Source organism: Bacillus sp. P14.5, from assembly GCF_003316765.1.
Lineage (GTDB): Bacteria > Bacillota > Bacilli > Bacillales > Bacillaceae_B > Rossellomorea.
The window spans coordinates 42,708-63,598 of sequence record NZ_NIJF01000067.1; the positions used below are offsets into that span (position 1 = coordinate 42,708).

18 protein-coding genes and 3 pseudogenes are annotated in these 20,891 nt (G+C 40.2%); 5 read left to right on the top strand and 16 right to left on the bottom strand.

Annotated features, from left to right (window positions below; genetic code table 11):
• Positions 1-66 precede the first annotated feature (66 nt).
• The gene (locus B9Z54_RS11455; RefSeq protein ID WP_113928537.1) at positions 67-324 is read right to left on the bottom strand and encodes a hypothetical protein; all 258 of its coding nucleotides are present in this window, start codon (positions 322-324) and stop codon (positions 67-69) included.
• Between the two features lie 351 nt (positions 325-675).
• Between B9Z54_RS11455 and B9Z54_RS11460 the strand changes: the two genes are divergently transcribed.
• The gene (locus B9Z54_RS11460; protein WP_113928538.1) at positions 676-819 is read left to right on the top strand and encodes a small acid-soluble spore protein P; all 144 of its coding nucleotides are present in this window, start codon (positions 676-678) and stop codon (positions 817-819) included.
• 40 nt (positions 820-859) lie between these two features.
• On the opposite strand, the gene selA is transcribed toward B9Z54_RS11460, so the two are convergent.
• Positions 860-2,284, bottom strand: a complete 1,425-nt coding sequence (gene selA, locus B9Z54_RS11465) for an L-seryl-tRNA(Sec) selenium transferase (RefSeq protein WP_113928539.1) — start codon at positions 2,282-2,284, stop codon at positions 860-862.
• A 238-nt stretch (positions 2,285-2,522) separates the two neighbouring features.
• Between selA and B9Z54_RS11470 the strand changes: the two genes are divergently transcribed.
• Complete coding sequence (locus tag B9Z54_RS11470) at positions 2,523-2,909, top strand: hypothetical protein (RefSeq protein WP_113928540.1); 387 nt, start codon at positions 2,523-2,525, stop codon at positions 2,907-2,909.
• A gap of 37 nt (positions 2,910-2,946) precedes the next feature.
• Here B9Z54_RS11470 and B9Z54_RS11475 read toward each other — a convergent pair.
• The 3 genes and pseudogenes from B9Z54_RS11475 to B9Z54_RS26205 all read right to left on the bottom strand — a co-directional run.
• A pseudogene (locus tag B9Z54_RS11475) lies at positions 2,947-3,135 on the bottom strand (Rdx family protein); the annotation flags it as partial.
• Between the two features lie 223 nt (positions 3,136-3,358).
• A complete protein-coding gene (locus tag B9Z54_RS11480; RefSeq protein ID WP_113928542.1) occupies positions 3,359-4,675 on the bottom strand; it encodes a DEAD/DEAH box helicase in 1,317 nt (438 codons plus the stop codon).
• A gap of 11 nt (positions 4,676-4,686) precedes the next feature.
• On the bottom strand, positions 4,687-5,601 hold the full coding sequence (locus tag B9Z54_RS26205) for an AAA domain-containing protein (protein ID WP_113928543.1): 915 nt from the start codon (positions 5,599-5,601) through the stop codon (positions 4,687-4,689).
• A 184-nt stretch (positions 5,602-5,785) separates the two neighbouring features.
• Here B9Z54_RS26205 and B9Z54_RS11490 point away from each other — a divergent pair, with 184 nt between their 5' ends.
• Complete coding sequence (locus tag B9Z54_RS11490; protein WP_113928544.1) at positions 5,786-6,040, top strand: GlsB/YeaQ/YmgE family stress response membrane protein; 255 nt, start codon at positions 5,786-5,788, stop codon at positions 6,038-6,040.
• A 182-nt stretch (positions 6,041-6,222) separates the two neighbouring features.
• On the opposite strand, the gene B9Z54_RS11495 is transcribed toward B9Z54_RS11490, so the two are convergent.
• The 4 genes from B9Z54_RS11495 to B9Z54_RS11510 all read right to left on the bottom strand — a co-directional run bounded on the left by B9Z54_RS11495 (position 6,223) and on the right by B9Z54_RS11510 (position 10,350).
• On the bottom strand, positions 6,223-6,834 hold the full coding sequence (locus tag B9Z54_RS11495; protein ID WP_113928545.1) for a lytic transglycosylase domain-containing protein: 612 nt from the start codon (positions 6,832-6,834) through the stop codon (positions 6,223-6,225).
• 469 nt (positions 6,835-7,303) lie between these two features.
• On the bottom strand, positions 7,304-7,423 hold the full coding sequence (locus B9Z54_RS11500; RefSeq protein WP_113928546.1) for a YjcZ family sporulation protein: 120 nt from the start codon (positions 7,421-7,423) through the stop codon (positions 7,304-7,306).
• A gap of 115 nt (positions 7,424-7,538) precedes the next feature.
• The gene (locus B9Z54_RS11505) at positions 7,539-9,056 is read right to left on the bottom strand and encodes a glycine betaine uptake BCCT transporter (RefSeq protein ID WP_113928547.1); all 1,518 of its coding nucleotides are present in this window, start codon (positions 9,054-9,056) and stop codon (positions 7,539-7,541) included.
• 718 nt (positions 9,057-9,774) lie between these two features.
• The gene (locus B9Z54_RS11510) at positions 9,775-10,350 is read right to left on the bottom strand and encodes a 3D domain-containing protein (RefSeq protein ID WP_240189896.1); all 576 of its coding nucleotides are present in this window, start codon (positions 10,348-10,350) and stop codon (positions 9,775-9,777) included.
• 308 nt (positions 10,351-10,658) lie between these two features.
• On the opposite strand from B9Z54_RS11510, the gene B9Z54_RS11515 reads away from it, so the two are divergent.
• Positions 10,659-10,958: a VLRF1 family aeRF1-type release factor gene (locus tag B9Z54_RS11515; protein WP_113928548.1), complete on the top strand. Its 300-nt coding sequence runs from the start codon at positions 10,659-10,661 to the stop codon at positions 10,956-10,958.
• Positions 10,959-11,676: 718 nt separating this feature from the next.
• Here B9Z54_RS11515 and B9Z54_RS11520 read toward each other — a convergent pair.
• The 4 genes from B9Z54_RS11520 to B9Z54_RS11535 form a co-directional block, all read right to left on the bottom strand.
• Entirely contained in the window at positions 11,677-12,510 is an 834-nt protein-coding gene (locus B9Z54_RS11520) for a 3D domain-containing protein (protein WP_113928549.1), read from the bottom strand.
• 488 nt (positions 12,511-12,998) lie between these two features.
• Complete coding sequence (gene map, locus B9Z54_RS11525) at positions 12,999-13,751, bottom strand: type I methionyl aminopeptidase (RefSeq protein WP_113928550.1); 753 nt, start codon at positions 13,749-13,751, stop codon at positions 12,999-13,001.
• Positions 13,752-13,836: 85 nt separating this feature from the next.
• Positions 13,837-15,108 (bottom strand): DUF2254 domain-containing protein, encoded by a 1,272-nt coding sequence (locus tag B9Z54_RS11530; RefSeq protein WP_113928551.1) that lies wholly within the window; start codon positions 15,106-15,108, stop codon positions 13,837-13,839.
• A gap of 104 nt (positions 15,109-15,212) precedes the next feature.
• Positions 15,213-15,875 carry a type 1 glutamine amidotransferase domain-containing protein gene (locus B9Z54_RS11535; protein ID WP_113928552.1) on the bottom strand — a complete coding sequence of 221 codons (663 nt, stop codon included), beginning with the start codon at positions 15,873-15,875 and terminating at the stop codon, positions 15,213-15,215.
• A 260-nt stretch (positions 15,876-16,135) separates the two neighbouring features.
• On the opposite strand from B9Z54_RS11535, the gene B9Z54_RS11540 reads away from it, so the two are divergent.
• Positions 16,136-16,510, top strand: a complete 375-nt coding sequence (locus tag B9Z54_RS11540; protein WP_113928553.1) for a rhodanese-like domain-containing protein — start codon at positions 16,136-16,138, stop codon at positions 16,508-16,510.
• Between the two features lie 114 nt (positions 16,511-16,624).
• Here B9Z54_RS11540 and B9Z54_RS11545 read toward each other — a convergent pair.
• The 3 genes and pseudogenes from B9Z54_RS11545 to B9Z54_RS11555 all read right to left on the bottom strand — a co-directional run bounded on the left by B9Z54_RS11545 (position 16,625) and on the right by B9Z54_RS11555 (position 20,776).
• Positions 16,625-17,724, bottom strand: a pseudogene (locus B9Z54_RS11545) (M24 family metallopeptidase).
• Positions 17,725-18,178: 454 nt separating this feature from the next.
• Positions 18,179-18,448, bottom strand: a complete 270-nt coding sequence (locus tag B9Z54_RS11550) for a hypothetical protein (protein ID WP_113928554.1) — start codon at positions 18,446-18,448, stop codon at positions 18,179-18,181.
• A 178-nt stretch (positions 18,449-18,626) separates the two neighbouring features.
• A pseudogene (locus B9Z54_RS11555) lies at positions 18,627-20,776 on the bottom strand (DNA topoisomerase III).
• Positions 20,777-20,891: the final 115 nt, after the last annotated feature.

Genomic DNA, 20,891 nt, shown 5'->3' on the forward strand with positions numbered 1-20,891 from the left:
ATCCTGCTTTCGAGATTTTCACACCGGATCAATGGATAAGGATCCTGCTATTTAAATGGTTCAGTTCTAATCCTGGTTTACCTTCTGCATTACGGATGAGAGATCTCCCCTCATCTTTTCAAGCTGTTCGCGCTGATGTTCAGATGCTGTTTCAAGAGCGTTCTCTATCTGCTGGTAAGCCTCATTGACTTCGTTCTTTAAATGGGCGAGCTGGTGACCGTAATCTGCACCTTCCAAAACTAGCTCATTGACAGCATCCTGTACTTCTTCGTGACCTTGTTGAGCTGCCTGAAATGCCTGCTGTTTATTTTTATGGTACGGCATATAACGTCATCTCCTTCAGAAATTATCCATTGTTATATTCTCCTTTTATACAAGAGGTTATACATGCCTCCATTTGGCAGAAGGATTAAGGAGGGAGTTTTTTCGGTCAGGAGAGACTGGTTTATGGCCAGATATGTATGATGTTTGGGGCACTTCTGTCCTGAGAGGTGCACTTTTGATTCTGTTATGCAGGAAACAGGCGTACCTTCAGACTAAGAACTATTCAATTTCCCTGAAGAAGAAGCTGTAACTGCCAATTGAAAAGGCACCTAAATTCAATGCTCAATTAGGAATTCCTGGATGTATATCTAGATCAAAAATTCCGCACTCTACCTTTAGGAGGGATGTAAAATGAACAAAAATGATGGAAAAGATATGCGTCGAAATTCAACTAAAGGGCAGCCTTCAGGACAACCTGAACCATTAAGTGGATCTAAAAAAGTCAAAAATCATAATCATACCAGGCAAAAACATAACCAGCACCATGATATGTAACTAAAAATAGTCCCTCATAAGGGGACTGTTTTTAGTAAAATCATTCAACAGTAGCTGCTGAAATCTCATCCAATTGCAAAAAGAACTGGCAAATCAATGCTGTTTCACTTTCATTAACAGCCCTGAAATCCAGCAAAAATTCCTCATGCTGAATTCTGCCGATGATCGGGATAGCAGCCGTGCGGAAAGCTCTTTCTAATTGTGATGCGTCAAGAAATTTATGTTTGAGGGAAAGGACGTAAGTATCCAGTTCCACATCTGGCATTGTTCCTCCGCCTACCTGGCTTTTATCTCGTTTGACAATAGCAGAAAAATTGCTAGTCCTTTCTTCCAAAAAGGATTTTAGATCTTCTGCAATAAGTCTTAATTCCTCGGCATCAATTAAAAGTGACCTATAAGCAGGAATGTTGCTTTCGTTGCCTTTTAAGTAGTCAATCAGTGTTCCTTCCAATGCCGCAAGCGTCATTTTATCAACACGAAGGACACGTGCCAGCTGATGTTTTTTCAAGATATCTATATACTCTTTTTTTCCGGCAATGATTCCCGCTTGCGGACCGCCAAGAAGTTTATCGCCGCTGAAGGAGACTATATCCGCTCCTTTGGTGATGACATCCTTTACTAATGGTTCCGATCCGATTCGGTGCTTCTTTAAATCATAAAGCATGCCGCTGCCTAAATCCTCATAAAAGATAACGTGCTCGTTGGTTGAAGAAAGCTGCACCAGTTCCTCTGTTTCTGTTTCTTCAGTAAATCCTTTTATAACAAAATTGCTTCTATGTACCTTCATCAGCATAGAAGTATTTTCGGTTATATTTTCAGCATAATCAGCTTGTCTAGTCTTGTTCGTTGTCCCAACTTCCACCAGTATTGCCCCACTTTCCTCCATTATGGAAGAAACCCGGAAGGAACCGCCTATTTCAACAAGCTCCCCCCTAGATACGATTACTTCTTTTTCTTTTGCCATAGCAGATAAAATCAGGAACACTGCTGCGGCATTATTATTCACAACCATTGCGGCTTCTGCGCCGGTTACTTCTTTAATAAGAGTTTCCGCATGAGTGTGCCGGGAACCTCTTGTCCCCCTACTGATATCGTACTCCAGATTGCTGTAGTTGCCTGCTATTTCGATGACATGCTGAGAGGCCGTGTCACTTAATCTGGCCCTTCCCAGATTCGTATGTAAAATCGTTCCGCTGGCATTAATGACCTTCTTTAAGGTATAAGCATATTTTTCCCCTGCAGTTTTTTCAGCTTTTTGAATTAAATAGGCATTTAGATCTGTACTGCCTGGCAGCGGCCCGTTCCAGGCTCCATTCAAGATTTTCTCCCTCATGCTTGCAACTTCTTCTTTTATAAGTTGTGTTCCCTGTTCTATTGAAATATTGACGTCCCTAACCATTTTATCGAAAAGTATATCTTGTTGAATTTCATGGATAGAAGGGATTTTCCTTAGCAGTTCCTTCATATTCTTTCCTCCCGAATGAATCACTGAATAAATCACATTATACCACCCACACATCCTCACCTAAAGCGAATAGACTATTTAAAAGGAAAGCTGTATTCATAAGGGTTCTGACGCTTCAGACATGATTAATTTCCGGTTCCACCCAGGCTGTCCGGCCGATTGTAGCTGGATAAGGGGTTTATCATCTAGCAGCCAGCTGCCTTATTGAATAGTGCTTTTAGGAAAGATGGAGGAAATCATGTCTAATACGGGAGATGAGTTCACCTTAGAAGAGTGGGAACAATGGATGAAGGATTGGCTACTTGATCCTTATACAACAAAGCTTGATGAAACTCAATTCAGAGTGGATCTGTTTGATACCACTGACGCTTATATAGTGGAAGCAACACCGTCTGATTTCACAATGCAGGAAGTGAAACTCGAAAAACAGGAGCAGACTCTTTCAATAGAAATTCTGCCGGCAGATGACATTACTATAAGGAAACGGTCCCTTGAGTTTCCTTTTTCACTGAAATATAATCCAATTAGATTATATCTCCGAAAAGGATTTATTGAAATTCATATATTGAAAGCGCTCGATAAAAAACCAGGTCCTTCCGTGATACGATGTCAGGGGCAAATCTGAACCACCAAAAGGATCGGCCATTGCAGCCGATCCTTCTTTACTTCTCGTTCTCGATTTGTTTAATTATTTCATCAGCATCAGGAAAGATGCCGGATTCAAGTTTAGAATAAAGTCTCTTTCCATTAACGGTCACTTCAAAAGCACCGCCTGAGGAAGGAATCAATTTCATTTCTTCCAAGTCTGAACGAAAATGGCTAAAAAGTTCTTCCGCGAACCTCGCGGCTTTAGGTGCGTAGTTTCACTGCATGCAAAACTCAACGGATACTGCAATTGTGTTCATTTGGCATTATCCTCCTTTATTATTCATCATATTATTAATTGTAATATACGATAAAATATAGTGCAAATGACGGTAAGGCTATTTGCAGCTGTTGTTCATTTGCCTGGTGCCCGATCATCCTATTGATCCGGATTTACCCTGCTTGAAAGCACATCAGAGTCGAGAGCCACTAATACAAGGTTTCCTCATAAGCTTTATAAAATTTACTTGAAAATACTCTTGGCCTGTATGAAAAGTCCTCATAGTCCATATTTCCTGAATGAAAACTTCCAAACCACAAAACTTTCTTATCAAGCCCGATAAAAGGATGATAGAAATCCCTGGGGTCATATTTGAAGCTTGTCAATGGAATTTTCCCCTTTTGTTTACATAATATTATTATAGTTAAATAACTTTCTCTTCTTTTAAGGACTTCCCATATTTCTAAGGAAACATCCTCTGCCTTCTCAAAGGACAACACAACTACATCCTTCGCAGCAGCAATATCTTTTTTCAGCTTTTCATTCTCTTTTACACCGTACCACCGCAGTCTTTTGGTATGTGTTTGAGAAAAAACAATGGCTGTATCTCTTTTGTATTGTTTACTTTTTTCCTCTAAGTGGTGGATCAGCTTCCTGATCGGCTTATCCTCGCGAACATTTTTTTTAATATATCCATCGTCTCCGAGTAAAATAAATTTCCCCTTTGCCCTGGTAACCGAAACATTGATAAGCCTGCCGCTTTCCATTTTGGTAAGAAGGGTCCCCGCTTTTTCTTGAGGATAGCTGTCAGTCAGATCAACTATCATCAAGTCCTTCTCAGAACCTTGAAATTTATGAATGGTGGATGCAAATATGTCTGCAGAAACCGAAAGATCTCGCTGGTTAAAAAAGATAGGAAGAACCCTGTTCATCCATCTGGCCTGTGCTCGGTAAGGCGTTGCATAACCAATGGAATCTATTGCTGATTTATTGGCAGACAGCATCAGCTGTATCGCTGCCAGGCTGTTCATAAGGTTCCAGCGGGAGCCTCTGTCTGTATGACACCAGGGCAGATGATCAGTCATAGACATCAATACCGCTGCCTGTTTTGCAAAAGGGGAACGCTTGGCAATATGTGCCCGCTGATTGAGCGTTTCAGGATGGTCACTGACTAAAGAATGGTAAAATTGTTTATTTGTGAAAGCGGAAATATCAGGATGCATCCTTCTTTGAATCGGCAAGAGCATTAATTGAGGATGCTCGAGTCTTCTTTCCACCCAATCGGTTATTCCTGACAGGTGGAAGATATCCTGCTTCAGCCATTTCTCCACCAAGCCATGTCTGGATACAGCGATAGGCGGAAGCTGCTTAAAATCTCCGCAAATGATAACCCGTGTGCCAAGCGTAGCTGCATAGGCAATTTGCGGTGCATAAGCCATGCTGGCCTCATCAATAATGATCAGATCAAAATGGTTACTATAGATTACTGGATCGGTAGCTGCCTTAGATAAAGTCGTGGCTACCACCTGTGCCTCCTCTACAAAAATACTTTCCTTTTTCTTAGCTTTTCTCTGACTTTTGCCAGTCCAACCTCAATTTTTGTAAGATTAGCCGAGTCTTTTGCTGTAAAACTCTGCGAAAGTCTCTTTTTTAGTGTGAACCTTTTCTTTTCAAACTTACGTTTCCTTTCCCCTGTAATACTATCATCCAATTCTGCAAGCTTTGCGGCACTAAGTTCTGGATGGGTGTGGACTTCTTCTTTTTCAGGATGCCCATATCGGATCACTTCTCCCCCTGTCCATTTGTCTTTTTCCTGCAGAAATTCACACATTTCTAGAGTTAAAACATCGATTGCAGCATTGCTGTGGGACAGTAAAAGGATTTTTTTGCCATTAACATATTGATAAGCTGCTGCTCGTGCAAGATTGTAGGTTTTGCCTGTTCCCGGGGGTCCCCAAATATAGGTCACCGGATTGTACTTTGATCTTAATACCGCCTCGTGAACAGTACTTTGTGCTTTTCCCTTGGGGTGATAGGTTATCTCAGATGGGGTCATGACGTTTTGTATTGTCTTCAGCTTAAGTGGATCTTCTTCGATCTCTTCAAGCCTCTCAATTAATTTATTGAGAAGGTCCCAAGGTTCGTTATGCAAAACCCCTTTACCAATTTCATCTCCTAGATCGATATCCAGTTCTGCTATGACATCTGTTCCCTCACAGGACAGTATATTTCCTTCTGCCTTCTTACCGTTATATTCAAATATCACAGCTCCCCCGGGAAACAGCTTTGCGGGATAAGCCATAACGAGCCAGTATACAGCCCCTCCTTCGGTGAAAGCTAAATGCTGGCCCTTGAGAACGAAAATCCCTCTGCCTTCGTATTCTTTCAACTTCTGGATTTCTGCAATCAGCGCTGTTCTCCACTGCTGTATCATTCTTCTGGTTGAGTCCATAAATTTCTCCTAAATTGGTTAATTGTATGTTTAGCTCATATTTTCATTTTCTCTATTCTCTACTCTCAGCAGTATCGCAGACCAACTTATAGCTATACCCATTTTTCCTCCTGGTTTAACTTTGAGATGTTCTGTGTATATTTTATCTAAGAAATATAAAAATATATCAAAGGAGGTAATAAGAATGGGATTCATTTTGTATTTAATCGTAGGTGGAATAATCGGGTGGCTTGCAGGATTGATTCTCGGCAGAGATGTACCCGGCGGCATTATTGGTAACATCATCGCAGGTATAATCGGGGCATGGCTTGGAGGTGCTCTCTTTGGAGACTTTGGTCCGGATCTTGCAGGTATCGCCATTATTCCTGCATTAATAGGTGCCATCATTCTAGTTTTCCTGTTGAGCCTGATTATGAAAAGCATGAGAAAAAAGAGTTAGTAAACAGGTCCTCAAGCACTTTTTAAAAAAGAAACAGGCTGCTATATAAATCACTTGGCAGCCTGTTTTTAAAAAGCTGTTTTCTCCCGTATTGTTGCTCTTGGAATAATCCCAATATCCAGGTTCCCCTGAATACTAAGCTTTCTCTCTCTAGGAAGAGAAAGCAATTCTACCTCACAGCATTACATTTCTTCTTTTTTGTACCTCTCAGCATAGTACAAAACATCCTCTACATATTGTTCGCTGTGATTGTATGCAAAGACAGCTCTTTCTATATCTCCATCCGCGGCCCCATTACTGGCCAGATAATTTGCAGCACTATAGACAGCATCTTCAATATCCCAAGGGTCAGCTTTACCGTCCCCATTGGCATCTACCCCATATCCGCCATATTTAGCAATGATACCAGGATCCGTTAGATCTTCATCGGGTATATCTCCTTGGCCAAGACCCTCACAAGTGGGGTGTGACCAGCCGACAAAGGTACATGGCATAAACTGCAGATGTCCCTCTGCTCCTACAGGAGAAACCATTGTTTCCATTTGAGAGAACCTGGTTTCTACCCTATGATGGGCAGCCAGGAGGTTCCAGGGTACCCCGTACTTTTGTGAAGCATCTTTATAAATAGGAATATACTCTGAAGGTATTTCTTCCTTCGCCTCTTCTGATAATTCCTGAAATGTAAGAAAACCTCCATATACGATAAAATAAACAAGTAAAATTGCTGCGGGTATCATCAATATTTTCACCGGTGAATCTTTCTTCAAGCTTCGTTTCGGTCTCTTTTTCGCCATCAGAATGCATCGTCCTTTTAATAAGTCTACATCTTATTCTAAGAAATATTGTATGCATTAGCAACATTTTACCTCTTTGAGAAAGCTGCCTTCCCCATTACTGGACGCTTGGAAAACTGAAATTCGCATTTAACTCATAATCTTCAGCATAGAATCACCATTTTTGAAGGCTCCTTCTCATATAAATCGGACACTTAGATTATTCCCTGCAGGCAAAATAATAAGAAAATCTTAGAGATTGTTACCTCCTTACCGGCTATGAGAAGCAGCAGGTCTTATCGGCAAATCGCAAATGAAAATATAAATATCCTATTATCTGTGTAAGAAACAAACAGAAAACAGCTCCAGAAGAATATACCTCCTGAAGCTGTTTCTCTTTATGTCCATGGCAATGTCGGGCTTAGGCAGAAAGCCGCCATGACTTGACAGCTCCCAGTAAAGCCGATTTAATTAGCTCTTTAAAAACAAGTTAGCTTACATAAGCTGCACCAACAATAATTAATAGAATGAACAGAACCACAATCAGCACAAAGCTTCCGCCATAGCCGTTTCCGCCGCCATAGCCATATCCTCCGCCGTAACCGTACATACAGTACCACCTCCTTGTACAATGGTTAATATACTGTATGCCGCCCTTGGCTGATTGACTGTGAAAACGCCCTTAAATAATAAAAACAGGCCTCCAGTGAAGACCTGTTTTCTCTTTATCGAACTTTATTGCGCGGTTTTGGTTTAAGATACAATCCCAATTCTTTCTTTTCTTTTGAAAGCGCCCGATAAAGGGAAACCATCATCAGAATCATAATCATCGAGAAAGGAAATGCTGCGATAATCAAAGCATTCTGCAATGCTTGCAGCCCTCCGCTGTACATAAGAATCAATGCTACGGTCGACTGGGCAATTCCCCACGTCAGCTTTACCGTATTCGGCGGTGTTAATGAACCGTAGGTTGTCTGCATCCCAAGGACAAAAGTCGCAGAATCAGCAGATGTAATAAAGAATGTGCTGACAAGAATAACGGCAATTATCGAGAGAACAGCAGATAACGGAACCTGATTAAACACGGCAAACAAAACTTCCTCCGTGGCATAAGCAGCCAAGTCCACAGCGCCTGATTGCTGTATATCAATCGCGGAAGTTCCGAAAACCGAGAACCAGATCAAACTGACCAATGATGGCAGCATTAATACTCCAAACAGGAATTCACGAATGGTTCTTCCTCGTGAGACCCTTGCGATAAAGATCCCAACGAATGGAGACCATGATATCCACCATGCCCAGTAGAATATAGTCCAACCATTAATCCATGTTTGGTGATCCTCATTCAGCGGTGCGATCCGGAAGGACATCCTGACTAAGTTTTGAACATAAGCGCCAAGTGTATCGGTGAATAAATTCAAGATGAGCAATGTCGGACCGACGATGAACATAATAACTAGTAAGGCCAGTGCGAGAATCATATTGGTGTTACTCAAATATTTAATTCCTTTACTCAAACCAGACCAGGCAGAAATCATGAAAAGGACTGTTACAACAGCGATAATAACAAATTGCACAAAGAAGTTATTCGGAATGCCCAGCAGATAGGACAGCCCTCCATTAATCTGTGCAGCACCGAAACCTAGTGTCGTGGCAACACCCACAACCGTAGCGAATACTGCCAGTACATCAACCACGACACCCAGAGGACCTTTCATTAGATCACCGAACAAAGGTTTCAATGTGGCGGACACCAGTCCAGGCTCCCCTTTTCTAAATTGGAAGTAAGCCAGGGAAAGTGCTACCAGGGCATAAATCGCCCAAGCATGGACTCCCCAGTGGAAGAAGGTATGGCGCATTCCCTCTTTAACCGCTTCATTTGATCCTCCTTCTGCCAATGGAGGTGAAATAAAGTGAGAAAGCGGTTCAGCAGCTCCCCAGAAAACAAGCCCTATACCCATTCCCGCGCTGAAAAGCATAGCGAACCAGGTAGTTGTACTATATTCCGGTTTTTCATCCGGTTTCCCAAGACGAATTGTACCGATAGGACTGATAATAAGAAAGACACAAAAAATTACGATCGTAGTGACGAGTATCAGATAGTACCAGCCAAAGTTCGTGCTGATGAAGGTTTGAACACGCCCTGTGAAATTCTCAAAGCTTTCAGGTAAAAAAGCCCCGAAAACCAGTGCAGCCAATACAATGGCCACTGTGATCCAAAATACACTTGATATTTTTTTCATCATCATTCCCCTTTCATATGTAATTGTCAGTTTCAGTTGTTCTCTTTACATGTATTAACCTAGCTTCCGCTCTTTAAAACAACATTCTAAACCTTAACAGATTGATACACCCTATTCAACCAATAAGCCTTTTTCAGATATTTCCCTCAAAAAAGCTTCCTTTAAATTTATGAATGCAATGAGTATTTTCTCCTTTAAAATCAAATTGATACCTTAGAATATATACCTGGAGTTATTTCAATACATGAATGAATCTCATTGCACATACAAAAGCTAATAAAGATCAAAAAAGTATATAAGGAGGAAAAAACATGAGCAGACAAAACCAACCCTCTCAACACCAAGCTGCAAAAGAATTGGCAGAAAGACAAATGAGCGACAGAAAAGAAATTCAGTCCATCAAAAACCCGAACTCAAAACCTGGACGTTAATACGCTAAAGCGTTAAAAGAGACAGTCCTTCCCGGCACGTTTACGTTTGATATAAACAAGAAAACCACTCATCTTCTAAGATAAGTGGTTTTCTGTTCTTCTTTTGAGCTGCTTTCGCATATCTTTCTGCTTGGGGAAAAAATTCCTGAGCCGGATTACTCCCCCGGTTACCCTTGCTAATAGGAGGAAACAGCTCTTATCTTTCTAGCTTCAAAAAATAACTGGTGAATTATAGCGTTAGCTTAAGAATTACAGAAAAAACAACAGAGTTTATGTTAGAACCCCTATTATTCAATAACTTGTACTTTTATACTTTTCACACCATATTCCAGCGCTTCCTCACGTGAAGGTATGAAGATATCGATCCTGTTTCCTTTAATCGCACTTCCTGTATCTTCCGCAGTGGCGTACCCAAATCCTTCAACATACACTTTTGATCCTAACGGGATGACTGCCGGGTCAACAGCTATGACTTTTTCATCCGGATTAGCACGTAAATCAACACCTGTTTTGGTAATTCCAATGCATCCTTCACAATAGGCGGTATAGGCAGTAGCTTTAACATCTACTTCCTTGATAATATTTTTTTCATTCTTCTCTTGTGATCCATCAGATTCTTCAGATTGTTTTGGACTTATTGCTTCTTTCCCTTTATGGATAAGCTGCTGCCTTGTTTCTACGGTTAAAACAGCTTCCTCATGTTTGGAAGCCAAATTCCATAACATATCTCCCTCGGTAATATTATGATAGCTTTCTACAGTAACGCCTGATTCAGATTCACTATTTTTTTCTGCCTGAACAGCTATAGTATAAATTCCAAATACAAATAGAGTTAGTATTAATAGTAATAAATGCTTTTTCAAGTTGATTCCTCCCTTAAGTCCGTAAAGACCAACAGAGGAAATAGTAACATAGACTCATCTCACAGCGGTGACAAAATAATGATGAAATCATTACATTTCATTACAACCTGTAAAGATTCAGGAAGATTTTCACTCACTGTCCAAAATGAAGAACCTTCTCACTTTTTTTCCACTACTATTCCTATTTATTTGGAAAAATGTTTATCGCTCTTCATTTACAAATAAATAGAAACTAACTGATATCTAGAAATTCCCAGGTCTGCACCAATTTAATTATGAAAAAAACACTTCATAAGGAGAATACACAGATGATATTCAGAAAAAGAATAAGTAAGTTGGAAAAAGAATGGCAAAGGCATGCAGGACCGCAGCCTGCCAATATCTACTTCGGTAGCAACGGAGGAAGTGCCACCCAGGATGACCACTTCCGGCAGAGGGTTGAAGCGAATCAAAAACGCTGTTTCAAAAGCTTTGGAAGCAAGCTGGATAAAGTGGCTGCTGATCGAAAATGGGATAAAATCTTAGTTCTTGGTGACAAAGGAACTGACCATATGCTAAATGAAAATATGAGCAAAGAGGTAGACGGGGTTATCCAAAAAAACTTCTAAACGAAAAAGAAGAAAAAGTTCTGGAGGAAGTATTTTCATAATGAAGGCTTTGTTCGTAAACCTTTTTGAAATTTAACATGATACCGAAGAATTTAGTAAAAAGGAAAGGCGCTACGCCTTTCCTTTTTATTTAAAGAAACAATCTCAATAGGGAATCTCTCTTTCTAAAAGAATCTCTGAATTAAGCAGCATTAGTTACAGGAGGAACAATTCAAAATTACCTTTGGTTTGCTATCCCCTGCAAAAAACCTCTCTTACCGGCCACGGACTAAAAGAGCCACTGATTGATTTCATCAGCAATTTATCTCTAATGGAAAAAATTTAATAAATAAGGGGAGAAATTCCGCTTATTTTAAAAAGAGCACCAGAAACAGCTAATTTAGGCGGAGGTATTCCGCTTATTTGCTAAAAATATATTACAATTGGTCCATTTATTTTAGCTGTGCTTAATCGGAAAATTTCCGCTTATATACCCCATATCGAATGCAATTTCGCAGCTTAGCCGGAAAAATTCCGCTAATTTTAGATTATCCATGTGCTTCAAAGGTACCCCCACTGCTTGAAGTGGAAGAAGTTTTACGGAAATCTGTTTATCCCATTATGGAGGGAGTTCTTCTATTCCTCGCTATAAGCTCGCTGGAACCACCGGAATAACCAGGGTTTTCAAGACCATTAAAAAAGAAGCAAAGGCAGCAGCCTTTGCTTCTTACTTTATTGATTAATCAAGAATTGTAACTTTTACTGAACGTACTCCCCAATCAAGGGCATCTTGTCTTTCAGGGATAAATACGTCAATTTTATTACCTTTAATTGCTCCGCCAATATCTTGGGCAGTCGCATAGCCATATCCTTCAACATAGACTTCAGTACCAAGCGGAATAACATTAGGGTCTACCGCAATGACTTTCGCGTCTGGATTAGCATTCAGGTCGACACCAGTCTTGGTAACACCTGAACATCCAATACAATCAGCCGTATAGGCTGTTGCAGAAACAGTGATGGCATTTGCTTCTTCCTGGGTTGGCTGAGTATTCACAGGAGTTTCAGCCGGCTGTGCGGGAACAGTTTCCTGTACTTCAGCAGGTTCAGCAGCTGCAGTTTCTTGCGCTGCAGGCTCAGTTTTAGACTCTTCTGCTGGAGCTTGCTCTGGGGAAGAAGCTTGTTCCTGCTTATTAACAAGAGTAGCTACTCCACGGTTGTCCAAATCAATGACAAGGTTTTGACCTGGGTGAATTATATCTGAATTCAGTGAATTGGTATTCATAAGTCCATCCACTGATACGCCGTAATATTTAGCAATTCCCCATAAGGTATCTCCAGACTCTACTGTATAATTTTCAGTAGATGATACTCTCAATTGTTGATTAGGGAAAATTAAATCGGAGTTTAAGTTATTCCATCTTAGAAGATCCTCAACAGATGTACCATATTCTTTTGATAACCCCCAAAGAGTATCGCCCTTCTTAACTTCTACATTTTCCGCAGAGGCACCTGCGCCCATTGTTAGAGTTAAACTTGCTGCCGTTGCAAGAGTGATAACTGTTTTCTTCATTCTAGTAATCCTCTCCTTTGTTAGTAAGTGGTACGATATCTTTACTCACATTCTTCATGCTAACACAGGAGTAATACAGTACAATTACGAGAGTATAATAGAGTCACTACATTTGTGTTTCACCATTGTAATGGGATTTTATTCCTAGGTATGAATGAAATGGTATCTTTATAGAGTGGTTTTAATATGCAGGTTTAGGGAGGGAGTGGGAATGGTATATAAATACGTTGCTAACCTCTATAATACTCCGATTCTGATGCCTATTCAATAGTAGTAAGGAAATTTCTTAATAAGATTAAGGAAATTGGGTTGCTTAAAATGAAAGTATTAGTTCTTATCAAAAGTGTGGGGAGATGCGCCCTCTCAGCCGAGCTTCCATGTAGACATTCTATTAAAAGCTTTTTATGGACTAAATAAACCTCAAAATAAAACGAACAGCCTGTGAATTCTCACAGGCTGTTCATGAAAATCAGATCTAAAAGGGGTTCTCACTCAGCTCCAAGGGTCAATATGATGGGCTCCCCTTTAGTCACCACAATGGTATGCTCAATCTGGGCTACATAACTTTTATCTTCTGTAACGAATGTCCACCCATCATCCTCCTGGACAATTTCTTCAGCATTTGTAGATACGAAAGGTTCGAAGGCGATTACCATTCCATCTGCAAGAAGACCGTTATCCCATGGATCAAAATAATTCATGATATGGGACGGTTCTTCATGAAGAGACTTTCCAACTCCATGTCCTGTGAGGTTCTTGATGACTGTATAGCCGTTTCTCCGTGCCTCATTATGGACAGCCTTACCGATTCCGTTTAATTTAGAACCTGCTTTTATCTTTTTAAGTCCAGCGTCAAATGACTTCTTGACGGCTTCACATAAATCCTGAAGCTTTTCACTGCCTTCCCCTATAACAAAAGAGATACCTGTATCAGCATAAAATCCATTCTTTGAACCGGAAACATCAATATTAATGAGATCGCCTTCCTTAATCACCCGGTCACCAGGGATTCCATGAGCAACTTCTTCATTAATGCTGATACAGGTAAAGCCAGGAAAATCATACTCTTGTTTTGGAGCAGAAATGGCACCATGCTTTTCGAAAAGCGTCGCTCCCAGGTTATCCAGCTCTTTTGTAGTCATTCCGGGCTTTGCGGCATTTTTCATGTCATCCCTGATGGATGCGACTACCTTCCCAATCTCTCTCATGGCTTGTAACTCTTGATCGTTTTTAATAATCATCGAAATCTTCCTTCTTTTATAGTTTTCTGTTTATATTATACAGATTAAAGCAAAAATGAGAAGAAAATTACCCTCTAAATATGAATCAGTTTATAGCACTTTGAAGTTCAGTTATTTTATCGTCCAGGAATTTCAAATCCCACTCTTGCAATTCTTCTTTATCGATGTTCTGAAGAATATATTTATGAAAACTGTATACAGTTTCCTGCCTTCCTTCCGGCATCTCCTTTTGTATAATGACCATTGCTTCAAGGAGAGCGAGAATGACTGAAATATCCTGATCTGCATAATGTACAATTTGATAAAAGGATTTATACAGTAATTCTTCAAAGACGAAAAATGGTATTCTAACCCGCTGCTTGTTTTCCTTGTCCATCATCGTCAAATGACCGTCATTCAATTCCGCGGTTTCTCCCAGCAATACTCCTAAATACCGAATACAATCCCTCGCTGTATTGGGATCATTAATGGAAGGGGATACAGCCCGCACAGCTATCTCGGAAATCCTCTGCAGAGAGAACTCCAAGTCATACTTCCCCATCCTCTCGCTGCCGAAGGATAAGTATTCCGATAAATCGCCACTGCTTTCTTTTTGACTGTATATGGTGTAAAGGTGCTGTCCTTTTCTGATGAACATCCCTACTTTAATCTCAAAATCAATAAAGAAATCGTTAGCAGCTGTGCATTCCAATAAACCCTCAAAATCGACAAATTGGAGAAAGCCGCTTTCCTGGCTGCAGACTTCTTTCTTGTTCAAAAACCTGCCATGGTCCATCATTTGTTCTTGAACAACGTTATTCTTTTGCAGCTCTTTATAGAACTTCACTATTTTCATCGCATCTCTTTCCAGCCTTCCGATTAAACTGCTGATCTGAATCGAAGTAGCCACATGATGGATGAAATAAGCAAAGTATGCAAGACATACAATGGCATACACCACGCCAAAAAACGCAGCAATAACCAAATCCTCATTAGGTGTGTTCCTCATGAACAGCAATGTGATTATGGAGTAAATGAAGCCACCCATGAAAATACCCAGTCCCCTGACAGTCTTCTTGTCATTCACAAAATGTTTGAGGGCTCTTGGTGAGAATTGAGAAGAGTAAGTAGTCAAAACAACCATCACTGTAGAAAAAGTAAAGGTGGTCATCGTTAAAAGCGATCCTGCTATTGTGCTTAACACCGTTTGTGCAAGATCAACTTTCGTCAGCATAAATGCGGGCAGGTATTCTTTCATCGAAGCGGCCCAGTAGTAATCAACTACTATCGTGACTACTGCCATAATCAATGACAATAGACTATAAAGTGATGGCACAAACCAGATTCGATCCTTCAAGTTAATCAAAAAGCTTTTCAACTAATCACTTCCTCTCGCATTTCAAGAGTTCAATTATGTCATATTCACGGTAAAAACAAAATAAGAAAAACCGGCCTCAATAGCCGGCTTATCCTTTATTTATTCTATTGAAGCTGTTCAACAAAAGCTTTTGCGGTGCTCAAACCGGATTGGGGATTTTGACCTGTGACAAAACCTGTATCCGACACTACATAGTCTGAAAACGCGCTTCCCTTTTGAAAGTCTGCCCCATTTTCCCTTAATCTGGATTCCATTAAGAAAGGCACCAATGAATCCATATCGGACTGCTGTTCTTCCTCATTCGTAAAGCCGGTAATCTGTTTCCCTTCTACAAGATACCTGCCGGAAGATAACTTGACATCAACAAACCCTGCAGGTCCATGGCATACAGCACCAATCAGTTTGTTATTCTCTGCAAAATGTGTTAATGCCTGCTGCAACGCCGGATTACCTGGTAAATCAAACATAGTGCCATGTCCTCCAGGTAGAAAAATCGCATTATAATCATTTACATTTACTTGTGATAAAACCAACGTACTTTCCAGTTCATGAATGGCTCCTTCCCATTCATCCGGGGGCATCTCACCTTCGGTCACACTATTGGGATCAACTGGTACTCTTCCCCCTTTTATGCTGGCGACACTCACGCTGTACCCACTGCCTGTAAATTCAACGTACGGCTCCGCGAATTCAGATAACCACAAGCCAGTTTGGTGATCTTTATCGATTTGTTCAGTATTTGTAAGGACCATTAATATCTTTTTCATAGAATCATTCCTCCTTCGGTCTTGTTAACCTGTATTTATCCTTGGGAAAAGGGAGTTAAACAATATTAGGTTGACAAGTTTTTAATAATATTTTTCAACGCTTTTCATAAGGGTGTCTGCGAATAGATTGTTGTTTATACTCTCAACTAGTTAACCCTTTTCATACGACAGACTTAAGGAAAGCATATATACTTAAGGTTAATCAGGAAGCAGTTAACCGCTAAACAGAGCAATTTCAGAACAGAAAGGAGCTTTTTTACATGAATCAATTTGCTCGAATCCTTCTATTGTTTACTCTCATTCCTATTGCGCTTTTGGCTTGCAGTTCCAGTAACCAGGAAGAACTGACGAATGAAAAAGCCAAGCAAATGATTGATGCCGGTGAGGTCGAAGTCATAGACGTCAGAAGCGAAGAAGAATATTCACAAGGACATTTACAACACAGCTTGTTGATTCCTTTAGATGATCTTCAAAACAGGTTGGATGAGCTGGATAAAAACCAACCCTATTTGGTAGTTTGCAGAACCGGTAATCGCTCTTCTCAAACAGCAGAAATATTGAAGAGCAATGGATTTACTTCTGTCTATAATCTAAAATCAGGACTAAGTGCATGGAGCTATCCCCTGGAAAGTTAAAGAGCCAGATGCTGAATGAAAATCAGCACCTGGCTCTTTTTCTTATTATATATTCACCTATGTTAGTCACGTCTCGTACCCGTTGCCAGAGCTGGACGCTTCAGTTTATGAGCTTCAGTCGATGATTTGCAAATCTTTCGGAAACTTCGTCAACGTTTCATATCCATTTTCAGTAACGAGTACATCATCTTCAATACGGACTCCGCCGATTTTAGGAATATAAATTCCTGGTTCAATAGTATAAACCATTCCTTCTTTGAGGATGCCATCATTTGAATGGCTCATTGAGGGAAATTCATGAACATTAATTCCCATTCCATGACCGATTCGGTGAGGGAAATATTCTCCATAGCCCGCATCTGAAATGATTTTACGGGCAGTGCTGTCCAAATCGCCGATCCTGTTTCCAGGTTTACTCATCTCAAGTGAAGCCAATTCTGCCCTAAGCACAGTATCGTAAATTTCTTTTTGTTTATCTGTTGCTGATTTAAATGCCACCGTACGAGTGATATCAGAGCAATAACCATCAAGGACAACACCTAAGTCAAATAAGACAAGATCTCCTGATTTTAACTGGCGGCCCCCAGGATTACCGTGGGGTTCACCGGATTTCTCACCAAAGAGGACCATTGTGGAGAATGACATTTGGCGAATCCCTTTTTCTTCAATTCATATTCAATCTTGGCGAGGACTTCCATCTCTGTTATCCCCTCTTGAAGTGCTTCGACTCCTGTTTTCACTCCGAAGTCAGCCATTTCAGCTGCTCTGCGTATGGTTTCAATCTCCTTTTCATCCTTGACAACCCGGAGCTCGTTCAATTTATCCTCGGCATTGATGACCTCCGCCTTAGGAAAAAGAGACAAAAATGCCTCACTGCGAGAGTAAGATAGCACTTCTTTTTCGATAGCCAGTTTTTCTGGAGCGCCTGTCTCTCTCCGCTCGATCGAAGTTTTAATAAAGTCCCACGGGTTTTCATGGTCACCATAACCAATAATTTCATACTCCCACCCGGCATTCTTCAATTGTCCCTTTTCCATTGCTGGAAGTACAAATAAAGGATCTGACTCCTTGAATAGAAACAGGCCCATAAGGCGTTCGTGGGGATCAGTAAGAAAATCTGACAAGTAAAAAACATTTTCTTTAGAGTTAATAAAAACTGCTTCGATGTTTTGTTCCTTTAACCAATTTTGAACTTTTTCTATACGTTTACTCATTCAGCGACACTCCAATTCATTACATATGTATATCTTATCTATAATGATTTATTAGAAACGCTGGATTGTCAACCGCTAATCATATTGAGGTTATAAAACGAAAGGTTAAGTAACCTTGCATCATCAATCTCTATAAGGATTATAAATGTTGAATAAAAATAAGTGGTCTTTTAAATACCTAGATCAAGAATCTCCCCTGGATACTAATGCGTTTCTCACTAAAAGGTGGAGCATCTCTTCTCTTCTTGCTTACCAGAATATTTGAATAAATAATGCAGTTACTTTACAAGATTCATATAAAATAGCTGCAAAGTTTACGAAAAGAGCTTAAAAATATTAGGAACCTTCAGAGGACTAAACCATAACCGTTTTCCTCTGCATCCATTAGTTTTTTCTTTTTCGCACAAAAAAACACCCTCTTTTCAATAATGAAAGAAGATGTCTTTATACAGCATTATACCTCTGCTGTTCCGATGAAGTCTTTTAAAAGTTCCTCTGCCTGAATGCGGGCTTCGACATTTTCAGTGCTGATTGGCGTGAATTCCAACTGACCTGCGCGTTCGGAAACTTCAATCATAATTTCGTTCGTTACATGAAATGGAAATAAACTTCTAGGAAGATGCTGCATTGCACTTTCTAAGATCTCTGTTTCCTCATTTTCAAATAATGTTAAAGTAATGATTTCGTCTGACATATTTTCGATTTTATATAGACCTATATCCACTTACAGCTCACTCCTCTATGAATATTTATGAATAAGTAGTTATTGTAAACTTACCCTCTCAGCTGAAGTTGAAACTGTTTTAGTGAAAAATATTTTTCAGCTGTATATTAAACTGTATTAGATAGTCAGCCTTTTCCATGTCAATCGGAACTAATTAAGAAATTATTTTACTATAGTTTTAATTTTGGAATTCAAATTGAACTTTCTTTTCCTTGTCATTCCATTTAAGAATGGCGTCAAAGGATTTGTCCCCTTTTTTGAAGCCTTTGATAACATCTGTTTTTCCTTCATCGATCAGTTTTTTTGCATTTGTTTGGGAGATTTTCTTTTTCATGATTACTTTTGAAAGAGTGAAACTGCACTTTGATTTTTTATAAGCACTGCAGCCATAGAATTCGCCTTTATCAATGACCTTTGCCCTGCAATAAGGACATGAACCGATGGACTTGCCGAGTGATGCTTTCGAACCTGTTCTTTGTATGGTTTCAGTATCGATCCCTTCAAAGGACCATCCCTTTGAAGCCTCAATGGCATCATCGATGATTTTTCCGCTAAGTTTTTTACCTGTTCCATGAATTGAGGTGCAGATGCCTTGCCCTGGCCGATTTCCCGCAGCCTCTGCTCCCATTTAGCGGTCATTTCAGGGGAAGCCAAAATCTTTTCACCGATCGCTTCAATTAATACTTTTCCCTTATCGGTTGCAAAAACAGCATTACGTTTTACATCAATATATTTTCTGTCTTTCAGGCCGGCAATGATGCTGGCTCTTGTTGCCTCTGTCCCAAGTCCTTCTGTACTCGAAAGGACTTTTTCCAGATCTTCATTATCTAAATGCTTTCCAGCGGTTTTCATCAAGGTAATCAGTTGTCCCTCTGTGTAACGTTTAGGGGGTTGAGTTTTTCCTTCTTTTACCTTAACGCTTTTTACACACCCTGGATCACCTTCTTTTACGTTGGGCAGCAGTTGTTCATCGTCTTTCTCTTGTTGGAAAATTACTTTTCTCCAGCCTTCCTGTACCTGAATCTTTCCTTTGGAGATGAATTCAGCTCGTCCATCTACAAGCGTTATTAACGGACTATAGTCAAAAATCGATTTTTCAAAATGAGCAGCAATCAGCCTTCGAACGACAAGATCATAGATTTTCTGCTCATCAGGAATCAGCTTTTCAGGGTTTTTCACTTGTTCGGTAGGAATGATGGCATAGTGATCGGTCACTTTTTGTTCATTGACATATCGTCTGTTATTCATCAACGATTTGACCGGCAGAGGGAACAGGTCCTGATACGCAGGCATTCTGCTGAATTTTTCCATGATTTCTGGAAAGGTTTCTGCTTCTCCTTTTGTTACATAATTGGAATCGGAACGTGGATATGAAACAATTCCCTTTTGATAAAGCTTTTGAAGCGTTTCCAGTGTTTTTTGTGGAGAAAATTTATAGAGTTTGTTGGCAGTGGCCTGGAGGGAAGAAAGATTAAACAGCAATGGAGGCTGATACTCTTTTCTTTCCGTGGAAAGTTCTTTGATTTCTGCAGGTTTCCCTTTACAGAAATCAGCGATTTTCAACGCAGTCTCTTTGTCTTTTAATCTCGGCTGCTTATCTTTTTCCCACTTCCCCTGGTATACATTACCGTCTACATCAAAATCAGCGGTTACCTCCCAGAAAGGTTCACTTACAAAGCTTTCAATCTCTCTTTCTCTTTTCACTATAAGCGCAAGCGTAGGCGTCTGCACACGGCCGGCAGAAAAGACATCGGAGATTCCCTTCTGCTTTAGAAGTATACTGTAGATTCTAGAAGCATTCATGCCGATGATCCAGTCCGCACAAGCCCTTGAATAAGCTTCATAGAAGACGCTTCTCGTTTCACTTTCATCCAGCAGTTTCGAAAAACCCTCTGTTACCGCTTTTGGTGTAAGAGAGGAGATCCATAATCTTTTCATAGGTTTTTTGATCCCGGACATATTGATAATATTTCGTACAATCAATTCCCCTTCCCGTCCTGCATCCCCAGCATGAATGATTTCATTTACTGCCGGTTTCTGCAATAAAGATTTAACCGCATTAAATTGCTTGTATTTTGAACGGGTCACTTCATATTTGAATCTATCCGGAATCATCGGTAACGATTCAATATTCCACTTCTTCCACTTCGCATCATATTTTTCAGGAGATTGAAGCTGTAAAAGATGTCCGATTGCCCAGGTTATATAGGCACCTTCCGGAAACAGCTGGTTGGGCAGGACTTCAATGAATCCTTGCCCTTTCTTATGAGGAAAAGGTTTTGCTAATGCAGCTCCTTGGTCAGGCTTTTCAGCAATAATAACTTTCATTGTTAACTCCTTTTTGCAATTCATTTAGGTAATTTCTGTTCATCCTTTTAGAGGTTTTACACTTCTTTGACCAGTTAGGATTTAAGTCGTGCAATTAAATGTGAACCCATCTTTG

Coding starts and splice junctions, on each gene's coding strand:
- B9Z54_RS11455 (WP_113928537.1), bottom strand. CDS start 324: ATGCCGTACCATAAAAATAAACAGCAGGCATTTCAGGCAGCTCAACAA.
- B9Z54_RS11460 (WP_113928538.1), top strand. CDS start 676: ATGAACAAAAATGATGGAAAAGATATGCGTCGAAATTCAACTAAAGGG.
- selA (WP_113928539.1), bottom strand. CDS start 2,284: ATGAAGGAACTGCTAAGGAAAATCCCTTCTATCCATGAAATTCAACAA.
- B9Z54_RS11470 (WP_113928540.1), top strand. CDS start 2,523: ATGTCTAATACGGGAGATGAGTTCACCTTAGAAGAGTGGGAACAATGG.
- B9Z54_RS26205 (WP_113928543.1), bottom strand. CDS start 5,601: ATGGACTCAACCAGAAGAATGATACAGCAGTGGAGAACAGCGCTGATT.
- B9Z54_RS11490 (WP_113928544.1), top strand. CDS start 5,786: ATGGGATTCATTTTGTATTTAATCGTAGGTGGAATAATCGGGTGGCTT.
- B9Z54_RS11495 (WP_113928545.1), bottom strand. CDS start 6,834: ATGGCGAAAAAGAGACCGAAACGAAGCTTGAAGAAAGATTCACCGGTG.
- B9Z54_RS11500 (WP_113928546.1), bottom strand. CDS start 7,423: ATGTACGGTTACGGCGGAGGATATGGCTATGGCGGCGGAAACGGCTAT.
- B9Z54_RS11505 (WP_113928547.1), bottom strand. CDS start 9,056: ATGAAAAAAATATCAAGTGTATTTTGGATCACAGTGGCCATTGTATTG.
- B9Z54_RS11515 (WP_113928548.1), top strand. CDS start 10,659: ATGATATTCAGAAAAAGAATAAGTAAGTTGGAAAAAGAATGGCAAAGG.
- B9Z54_RS11520 (WP_113928549.1), bottom strand. CDS start 12,510: ATGAAGAAAACAGTTATCACTCTTGCAACGGCAGCAAGTTTAACTCTA.
- map (WP_113928550.1), bottom strand. CDS start 13,751: ATGATTATTAAAAACGATCAAGAGTTACAAGCCATGAGAGAGATTGGG.
- B9Z54_RS11535 (WP_113928552.1), bottom strand. CDS start 15,875: ATGAAAAAGATATTAATGGTCCTTACAAATACTGAACAAATCGATAAA.
- B9Z54_RS11540 (WP_113928553.1), top strand. CDS start 16,136: ATGAATCAATTTGCTCGAATCCTTCTATTGTTTACTCTCATTCCTATT.